Source organism: Amycolatopsis sp. SID8362 (assembly GCF_010550475.1).
In the GTDB taxonomy this organism is placed as follows: domain Bacteria; phylum Actinomycetota; class Actinomycetes; order Mycobacteriales; family Pseudonocardiaceae; genus Amycolatopsis; species Amycolatopsis eburnea.
On sequence record NZ_JAAGNB010001048.1, the window covers coordinates 1 to 10,500 of the forward strand.

1 protein-coding gene and 1 pseudogene are annotated in these 10,500 nt (G+C 74.2%); both read left to right on the forward strand.

The genetic code is table 11. The features are described from left to right. Window positions 1-192: 192 nt before the first annotated feature. Window positions 193-9,486 (forward strand): annotated as a pseudogene (locus tag G3I65_RS58625) (type I polyketide synthase); the annotation flags it as partial. Window positions 9,487-9,510: 24 nt separating this feature from the next. Then, the coding region (locus tag G3I65_RS32600; RefSeq protein ID WP_203612576.1) for a beta-ketoacyl synthase N-terminal-like domain-containing protein at window positions 9,511-10,500 on the forward strand (990 nt) is incomplete at its 3' end.

Consider the following 10,500-nt stretch of genomic DNA (forward strand, 5'->3'; position numbering starts at 1 on the left):
CGGCGGATGGCTCGCGCCGGCTTCCCGCCGCTGGCCGACGAACCGGGCCTCGCGCTGTTCGACACCGCCCGCACCCTGGCCGACGCGGTGCTCGTGCCGGTGAAGCTGAACATCGCCATGCTGCGCGACCAGCCGGTGCCGCCGGTGCTGCGCAAGCTCGTGCCCGCACGGGCGGCCGCGGTCGACCCGGGCCTGCGGTCGAGGCTGGCGGGCCTCGACGACGCCGGGCGCGAGCGCCTGCTGACCGAAATCGTCCGTACGCAGGTGGCCGTGGTGCTGGGCCACGCCGACGTGTCCACTGTGGATACGACGATGGCGTTCCGGGACCTGGGGTTCGACTCGCTGACCGCCGTCGACTTGCGCAACCGGCTGTCGGCCGCGACCGGGCTGCGGCTGCCCGCCGCGCTCGTGTTCGACCACCCGACGCCGGCCGCGCTCGCCGCGTTCCTGCGTACCGAACTCGGCGGCGCTTCGGCCGTCCGGGAGACGGCGATCGCGGCGGCGTCGGACGAGCCGATCGCGATCGTCGGGATGAGCTGCAGGTTCCCCGGCGGTGTCACTTCGCCGGAGGACTTCTGGCGGCTCCTGGCCGACGGCGTCGACGCCATCGGCGAGTTCCCGGCCGACCGCGGCTGGGACGTCGACGGGCTGTACGACCCCGAGCCGAAGCCGGGCAAGACCTACGTCCGCGCGGGCGGGTTCCTCGACGGCGCCGCCGACTTCGACCCCGGATTCTTCGGCATCTCGCCGCGGGAAGCCCTCGCCATGGACCCGCAGCACCGCCTGCTGCTGGAAGCGGCGTGGGAGGCGTTCGAGCGGGCGGGCATCGACCCCGGCACGCTTCGGGGCAGCCGCACCGGCGTGTTCGCCGGGCTGATGTACCACGACTACGGCCCCCGCCTGTCCGACGGCCCGGACGACGTCGAGGGCTTCCTCGGCGTCGGCAACTCCGGCAGCGTCGCGTCGGGCCGGATCGCCTACACGTTCGGGCTCGAAGGCCCGGCCGTCACGGTCGACACGGCGTGCTCGTCGTCGCTGGTCGGGCTGCACCTGGCCGTCCAGTCCCTGCGGTCGGGCGAGTGCACGATGGCGCTGGCGGGCGGCGCGACGGTGATGGCCACCCCCGGCACGTTCGTCGAGTTCTCGCACCAGCGCGGGCTTTCGCGGGACGGGCGCTGCAAGGCGTTCTCGGCCGACGCCGACGGCGCCGGCTGGGCCGAGGGCGTCGGCATGCTCTTGGTTGAACGGCTTTCCGACGCGCGGCGGCTCGGGCACCCGGTGCTCGCGGTCGTACGCGGGACCGCGGTGAACCAGGACGGCGCGTCCAACGGGCTCACCGCGCCGAACGGTCCGTCGCAGCAGCGCGTGATCCGCGCGGCGCTGGCGAACGCGGGCCTGCGGCCGTCCGATGTGGACGTCGTCGAAGCGCACGGGACCGGGACGTCCCTGGGCGACCCGATCGAAGCCGACGCGCTGCTGGCGACGTACGGCCAGGACCGCGCGCACCCGTTGCTGCTCGGGTCGGTCAAGTCGAACATCGGCCACGCGCAGGCCGCCGCCGGGGTTGCCGGCGTCGTCAAGATGGTGCTCGCGCTCGGCCACGACACGGTGCCGCGCACCCTGCACGCCGCGACGCCGACCCCGCACGTGGACTGGTCGTCCGGCGCGATCCGGCTGCTCGCGCAGCCCGAGCCGTGGCCGTCGACGGGCCGTCCCCGGCGAGCGGCGGTGTCGTCGTTCGGGATCAGCGGGACCAACGCGCACGTGATCCTCGAAGCGGCTCCCGCGGCGGCGACCGCTGAGGTCGAGCGGGTGGTGCCGCCGGTGGTGCCGTGGGTGTTCTCGGCCCGGAGCGCGGAAGCGTTGCAGGCTCAGATCTCGTCGGTCGACGGTGACCCGCTGGACGTCGGGTTTTCGCTGGTCACGACCCGCGCGCTGTTCGAGCACCGCGCGGTCGTCCTCAACGGCCGCGCGATCACCGGGGTGGCCCGGCCGGGGCGCCGGGTGGCGTTCGTGTTCCCGGGGCAGGGTTCGCAGTGGACCGGGATGGGTCGCGAGCTGCTCGGCTCGTCGCCGGTGTTCGCCGCGCGGATGGCGGAGTGCGCGACGGCGCTGGAGCCCTTTGTCGACTGGAAGCTCCTGGACGCGCTCGACGGTGACCTTTCGCGGGTGGACGTCGTGCAGCCGGTCCTGTGGGCGGTGATGGTGTCGCTGGCGGAGGTGTGGCGCTCTTACGGCGTCGAGCCTGACGCGGTTGTCGGGCATTCGCAGGGTGAGATCGCGGCCGCGGTGGTTGCGGGTGGACTGTCGCTTGAGGACGGTGCGCGGGTTGTTGCCTTGCGGAGCAAGGCGATCCTGCGGTTGTCCGGGCTGGGCGGGATGGTGTCGCTGGCCGCGCCGGTCGAGCGTGCTCGTGAGCTGATCGCGCCGTGGGGCGCGCGGATTTCCGTGGCGGCGGTGAACGGGCCGTCGTCGGTCGTGGTGTCGGGCGAGGCTTCGGCGCTCGATGAGTTGTTGGCGTCGGTGGACGTGCGGGCGAGGCGGATCGCCGTCGACTATGCGTCGCATTCGGCGCAGGTCGAGTTGCTGGCCGATGAGCTGGCGTCGGTGCTGGCCGAGGTGACGCCGCGGTCCGGGCGGGTCCCGTTCGTGTCCGCGGTGACGGGCGAGGTGCTCGACACCGCTGCCCTGGATGCGGCTTACTGGTATCGCAACCTGCGCGAACCCGTGCGGTTCGACCGGGCGATCGGTGGGTTGCTGGACTCGGGGCACACGGCGTTCGTCGAGTGCAGCGCGCACCCGGTGCTGACAGCGGGAGTCGAGGAGACGGCCGACGCGCGTGAAGTGGTGGCCACCGGCACCCTGCGTCGGGACGACGGTGGTGCCGACCGGCTCGCGCGGTCGCTGGCGGAGGCGTTCGTGGCCGGTGTCCCGGTCGACTGGACGGTGGCGTTCCGCGGGACTGGTGCGACTCGGGTCGAGCTGCCGACGTATCCGTTCCGGCACCGGCGGTTCTGGCCCAGTGAGCCGGAACCGCGCTCGGCGAACCCCGTCGACGACCGGTTCTGGGACGCGCTGGAGCGCGCGGATCTCAGTGCGCTGGGAGTTGACGAGGAGCAGCGGGAGGCACTGGACTCGGTGCTGCCGGCTCTGTCGTCCTGGCGGCGGCGTAGTCAGGAGCGGTCCACTGTGGATGGCTGGCGGTACCGCGTCACCTGGCGACCCCTGCGGCCTGCTGCGGCCAAGCTGACCGGCCGTTGGCTGTTGGTGCTTCCCGAAGACGGTACTGATCCGCTTGAAGCTTCCCTGGCGGCCCAAGGCGCCGATGTCATGCGACTCGTCGTCGACCCCGCCGCCGACCGCGCGGCGCTCGCGACTCTCCTCGGCGAGCACCAGAACGTCACCGGAGTCCTCTCCCTCCTGGCCTCCGCGCCCGGGCGGCACCCGGACTACCCGGCCGTCCCGCTTGCGCACGCCGCCACCGTCACCCTCGTCCAGGCACTCGGCGATGCCGGTGTCGAAGCGCCGCTCTGGGTCATCACCCGGGGTGCGCTCAGCACCGGCCCGGCCGACCCCGCCGTCGACCCCGAGCAAGCCCTGGTCTGGGGACTCGGCCCGGTCGTCGGCCAGGAGCACCCCGGCCGCTGGGGTGGCCTGATCGACCTGCCCGCCACCGGGGACGCCGCCGGGCACGTCGCCGCCGTGCTGGCCGCGCCCGGCGGGGAAGACCAGCTCGCGGTCCGGGCCTCCGGGGTGCTCGCCCGGCGGCTGGCCCACGCCACCGACGGCGGGACCGCGAAGACGTGGCGGCCGAAGGGAACCGTGCTCGTCACCGGGGGTACCGGGGCGCTCGGCGCGCACGTCGCCCGGTGGCTCGCCCGCGGTGGCGCCGAGCACGTCATCCTCACCGGACGCCGGGGTCTCGACGCTCCCGGCGCCCCCGAGCTGGTCGCCGAACTGGAGACGCACTGCCGGGTCACGGTGTCCACAGTGGACCTCGCGGACCGGGCGGCGCTCGCGGCCCTGCTCGAAGACGTGCCGCTGACCGCCGTCGTCCACACCGCCGCCGCGCTCGATGACGCGTTGCTGGAGCAGCTCACGCTCGGGCAGGTCGAGCACGTCCTGCGGGTCAAGGCCGAAGCCGCGGTCAACCTCCACGAGCTGACCCGCGATCGCGACCTCGACGCGTTCGTCCTGTTCTCCTCCTTCGGCGGCATGTTCGGCGCCGCGGGCCAGGGCAACTACGCCCCCGGCAACGCCTTCGTCGACGCCCTCGCGCGCCGTCGGCGGGCCGAGGGGCTGCCCGCGACCGCCGTCGTCTGGGGGCACTGGGCGGCCGGCGGCATGGCCACCGGCGCCGTCGAGGAGCGGATGCTCTCCCGCGGTGTCCCGGCGATGGACCCGGACCTGGCGATCGCGGCGCTGCAGCGCGTGCTCGACCACGACGAGACCAGCGCCGTCGTCGTCGACATCGACTGGGCCCGCGTCGTCGCCGTGTCCGGGACGCCGAGCCCGCTGTTCCGCGAGATCCCCGAGGTCCGGCGGCTCGTCGCCGAGGCGGCGCCGGAAGCGCAGGCCGACTTCCTCGGGGTCGTCCGCGCGCAGGTCGCGGCCGTCCTCGGCTACGACTCCGGCGCCGACGTCGACGCCGAGCGGGCGTTCCGCGACCTCGGCTTCGACTCCGTGACGGCCATCGAGCTGCGCAACCGCCTCCAGGCGGCGACCGGACGGCGGCTGCCCGCGACGCTCGTCTTCGACTACCCGAACCCCGAAGCGCTGGCGCGGCACCTCGGTGGCGGGCAGGAGGCCGTGGCCGTCGCCACGACGAGCACCGACGAACCCCTCGCGATCGTCGCCATGAGCTGCCGGTTCCCCGGCGGCGTCGGCTCGCCCGACGACCTGTGGCGGATGCTCGACGCGGGCGGCGAAGGCATCTCCGGGTTCCCCGCCGACCGCGGCTGGGACCTCGGCGGGCTCTTCGACCCCGACCCGGACGCGCCCGGCAAGACGTACGTCCGGGAAGGCGGTTTCCTCGACGGCGTCGCGGAATTCGACCCGGCGTTCTTCGGGATCAGCCCGCGTGAAGCCCTCGCGATGGACCCGCAGCAGCGGTTGCTGCTGGAGACCTCGTGGGAGGCGTTCGAAAGCGCCGGCATCACCCCGGCCAGCCTGCGCGGGAGCCGGACCGGCGTGTTCGTCGGCGCCAGCACGTCGTCGTACGGCGCCGGGCTGGCCGAGCCGCCGGAAGGGACCGAGGGGCACCTGCTCACCGGGACTTCGATGAGCGTCACCGCCGGCCGGCTCGCCTACACCTACGGCACCGAAGGCCCGGCCGTCACCCTCGACACAGCGTGCTCGTCGTCGCTGGTCGCGCTGCACATGGCCGGGCAGTCCCTGCGCAGCGGGGAAAGTGAGCTGGCGATCGCCGGCGGCGTGACCGTGATGGCGTCCCCGGCGCCGTTCGTGCTGTTCAGCCGGCAGCGGGGGCTCGCGAAGGACGGGCGTTGCAAGGCGTTCTCCGCCGGCGCGGACGGGATGGGCATGGCCGAGGGCATCGGCATGGTCGTCCTGGAACGGCTTTCCGACGCGCGGCGCAACGGCCACCCCGTGCTCGCGGTCATCCGCGGCTCCGCGGTCAACTCCGATGGCGCGTCGAACGGCCTCACCGCGCCGAACGGTCCGTCCCAGCAGCGGGTGATCCGGGCCGCGCTGGCCAACGCCGGACTGGCACCGTCCGATGTGGACGCGGTCGAGGCGCACGGCACCGGGACCGCGCTGGGCGACCCGATCGAGGCGCAGGCGTTGCTGGCCACCTACGGCCAGGACCGGTCGGAGCCGCTGTGGCTGGGCAGCGTCAAGTCGAACATCGGGCACACGCAGGCCGCTTCCGGCGTCGCGGGCGTGATCAAGATGGTCATGGCCCTGCGCCACGGCGTCCTGCCGCGCACGCTGCACGCCGAGGAGCGCTCGACGCACATCGACTGGACGGCCGGTTCGGTCGAGCTGCTCACCGAGCCGCGGCCGTGGGCGCCGGGCGGGAAGCCGCGCCGCGCCGGGGTGTCCTCCTTCGGCGTCAGCGGCACCAACGCGCACGTGATCCTGGAACAGGCGCCGGAAAGCACGGCGGTCGCCGAGCCGGTGACGCCGCCCGCGGTGCCTTGGGTGCTCTCGGCTCGCACCGCCGACGCGCTGCGGGCCCAGGCCGCGAACCTGCTGTCGCGAGTGGATGGTGCACACCCGGCCGACGTCGGGTTCTCCCTGGCGACGACGCGGTCGGAGTTCGTGCACCGGGCCGTCGTCGTCGGCCGGGATGCCGCCGAACTGCGGGACCGGCTGGGCAAGCTGGCCGGCCCGGGTGTCGCGGAAGGCGTGGCCGGGTCGCCCGGCAAGGTCGTGTTCGTCTTCCCCGGCCAGGGTTCCCAGTGGACCGGCATGGCGGCCGAGCTGCTCGACGCCTCCCCGGTGTTCGCCGCGCGGATGGCCGAGTGCGCGGCCGCACTGACGTCCTATGTGGACTTCTCGCTGCTCGACGTCGTTCGTGCGGGCGAGCCGATCGAGCGGGTGGACGTCGTGCAGCCGGTGCTGTGGGCGATCCTCGTGTCGCTCGCCGCGGTCTGGGAGTCGCTCGGCGTCCGGCCGGACGCGGTGCTCGGGCACAGCCAAGGCGAGATCGCCGCGGCCGTCGTCGCCGGTGGACTGTCGCTTGAGGACGGTGCTCGGGTCGTCGCTCTGCGCAGCCAGGCCATCCGGGAGCTGGCCGGGCAGGGCGGGATGGTCTCGGTCGCGCTCGGGGCCGATCTCGTGCGTGCCCGGCTGGCGGACTACGCGGACCTGTCGGTCGCCGCGGTGAACGGGCCCGGGGCGGTCGTGGTGTCCGGCGGGGCGGCGGAACTGACCCGCTTCCAGGACGCGTGCGCCGCCGACGGCGTGCGGGTCCGGCGGATCCCGGTGGACTACGCGTCTCACTCGGCCCACGTGACCCGCATCGAAGACCGGCTGGCCGAGCTGCTGGCCCCGGTGACGCCGATGTCGGGCCGGGTGCCGTTCTTCTCGACGGTGACCGGTGCGCTGATCGACACCGGCACGCTCGACGCGTCCTATTGGTATCGCAACTTGCGCCAGACCGTGGAGTTCGAGGAGGCCACGCGGGCGCTGCTGGACGCCGGGCACGGCGTGTTCGTCGAATGCAGCCCGCACCCGGTGCTGACGACGGCGATCGCCGAGACGGCGGAGCGCGCCGAACGCCCGGCCGTCACCGGCGGCACCCTCCGCCGCGACGCGGGTGGCGCGGATCGCGTGCTGCTGTCGGCCGCTGAGCTGTACGTCCAGGGGGTGCCGGTCGACTGGGCCGGGGTCTTCAGCGGGGGTCGGCGGGTCGAGCTGCCGGTGTACCCGTTCCAGCACCAGCGGTTCTGGCTGGACTTCGAGCTGCCCGGGGTCGCGAAAGCGGAAGACGCCGGGTTCTGGTCCGCGGTGGACGCGGGTGATCCGGCCGAGCTGGCGGCGGTGCTCGGCGCCGACTCCGAGGCGGTGGCCTCGGTGCTGCCCGCGCTGGCGCGGTGGCGAGCGGACCGTGCGGAGGAGTCCGTTGTGGACTCGATGCGGTACACCGTCGAGTGGGAGCCGGCCGCTGAGCCTGTTGCGGGTGAGCCGGGCCGGTGGCTCGTGGTCGCCGACGATGCGGACGACCCGCTGATCGCGGAGTTCGCCAGGCTGGGCCACGAGGTCGTGGTCACCGCGCCCGGCGAGGACCTGGCCGGGGACTTCACCGGCGTCGTCTCCCTGCTCGCCGCGGACCGGTCCGAACTGCGGCCGGGAGTCACGGCCGGGCTCGTCGCGAACCTCGTGCTGTCCCAGCGCTTGACCGAGGCCGGGATCACCGCACCCCTCTGGTGCGTGACCCGCAGCGCCGTGCGCGTCACGGCGACGGACCTCCCACCGGACCCGGTACAGGCCCAGACCTGGGGTTTCGGCCGCGTGGTCGGCCTCGAACAGCCGCAACGCTGGGGTGGCCTGGTCGACCTGCCCGCCGACCCCGGCGAAAACGCCCTCCGGCGCTGCCTCGCCACCATCACCGGCGGCGGCCCGGAAGACCAGGTCGCCGTCCGCGGTGACGGCGTCTTCGGCCGACGTCTGATCCGTGCGCCCAAGCCGGCCACACCTCCGGCACCGTGGCGGCCGCGTGGGACCGTGCTGGTCACCGGGGCGACCGGTGCGCTCGGTCCGGTGATCGCCCGCAAGCTCGCCGCGGACGGCGCGGAGCACCTCGTGCTCACCAGCCGCCGGGGCATGGCGGCGGCCGGGATGGCCGAGCTGGCCGAGGAACTCGGAAACGTCACCGTCGCCGCCTGCGACGTCGCCGACCGGGACGCGCTGGCGACGCTCGTCGAGAAGACCGAGGCCGAGCACGGGCCGATCCGGTCGGTGGTGCACGCCGCCGCGCTGATCCGGCTCACCGCGCTGGCCGAGTCCACTGTGGAGGAGTTCGCCGACGTCCTCGCCGCGAAGGTCGCCGGGGCCGCGCACCTCGACGAGCTGTTCGCCGACCGTGACCTCGACGCCTTCGTGCTCTTCTCCTCGATCGCCGGGGTCTGGGGCAGTGGTGACCACGGCGCCTACGCGGCGGGGTCGGCCTACCTGGACGCGCTCGCCGAGCGGCGGCGGGCGCGGGGCCGCACGGCGACGTCGATCGCGTGGGGCGTGTGGGACGCCCGGCACGTGCTCGACGACGGCGTCGTGGTCGAGGACCTGATGGACCTCAACCCGGAGTGGCACGGCCTGTCCCCGATGGCGACGGCGGCCGGCATGCGCGGGATGCAGCGGGCGCTCGACCTCGACGACACCTTCGTCGCGGTCGCCGACGTCGACTGGGCGCGGTTCACCGCCGCGTTCACCTCGGCGCGGCCGAGCCCGCTGCTCGGCGGGATCGAGGACGTCCGGCGGCTGCTCGCCGCGGAAGCCGAGGCGGACGCGGCCGCTACTCCCGCGATGGAAGCGTTTCGGGAGCGGCTGCTGGCAATGTCGGTCGTCGAGCGGCAACGGACCGTGCTGGAGCTGGTCCGGGGCATGGCGGCGACCGTGCTCGGGCACGACTCGCCGTCGGCGCTCGACCCGGCCCAAGCGTTCCAGGAGCTCGGGTTCGACTCGCTGACCGCGGTCGACCTGCGCAACCGGCTCGCGACGGCCACCGGGCTGCGGCTGCCCGCCACGCTCGTCTTCGACCACCCGAGCGCGCAGGCCCTCGCCACGCACGTCCTCGCCGAGCTGGTGCCCGGCGAGGCGGCGGGCCTGGCGGAGCTCGACCGGCTGGAGGCGGCGCTCGCGGACGGTGTCGCCGACGGCCCGGCGCGCACCGAGCTGACCCTGCGGCTGACGACGCTGCTGGGCCGGCTGAACACCGCGGAGCCGGCGCCCGGGGACCGCGACCTCGCCGGGGCGACCGACGACGAGCTGTTCGACGTCCTCGACGGCCTGCGCACCCCCTGACCTTTCGCACCTAGGAGCACCACCATGGACACCCCCGAAGAGAAGCTGCGGGAGTACCTCCGCTGGGCCACCACCGACCTGCGCGACACCCGCAAGCGGCTGGCCGACCTCGAAGACCGGGCGCACGAGCCGATCGCCGTCGTCGGCACCGGCTGCCGGTACCCGGGTGGCGTCCGCTCGGCCGCCGACCTGTGGCGGCTCGTCGACGAGGGCGGGGACGCCGTCGGGGAGTTCCCGGCCGAGCGCGGCTGGGACGTCGAGGCGCTCTACGACCCCGACCCCGACAGCCAGGGCACGACCTACGCGCGCGGCGGCGGCTTCTACCGCGACGCCGGGAAGTTCGACGCGGGCTTCTTTTCGATCAGCCCGCGCGAGGCCCTCGCGATGGACCCGCAGCAGCGGCTGCTCCTGGAAGTCGGCTGGGAGGCGTTCGAAAGCGCGGGGATCGACCCGGCGTCGGCGCGCGGCGAGCAGGCGGGGGTGTTCGTCGGCGGCGGGTTCTCGGACTACGGCGGCGCGATGCAGTCGGCACCCGAAGGCGTCGAAGGCCATCTGGTGACGGGCAAGGCGGGCAGTGTCCTTTCCGGACGGATCGCATACACGCTCGGCCTGGAGGGACCCGCGGTTACCGTCGACACGGCGTGTTCGTCGTCGCTGGTGGCGCTGCACCTCGCCGTGCAGGCGCTGCGGCGCGGCGAATGCACGATGGCGCTCGCCGGCGGCGTGACGGTCATGTCGACCCCGGCCGTGCTGATCGAGTTCAGCCGCCAGCGCGGGGTCGCCCCGGACGGCCGCTGCAAGGCGTTCGCCGGCGCGGCCGACGGCATGGGGCTGGCCGAGGGCGCGGGCGTGGTGCTGCTGGAACGGCTTTCGGACGCGGTCGCGAAGGGCCGGACCGTGCTCGCGGTGATCCGCGGCTCGGCGATCAACCAGGACGGCGCGTCCAACGGCCTGTCCGCGCCGAGCGCACCCGCTCAGCGGCGCGTGATCCGCCGGGCGCTCGCGGACGCGCGG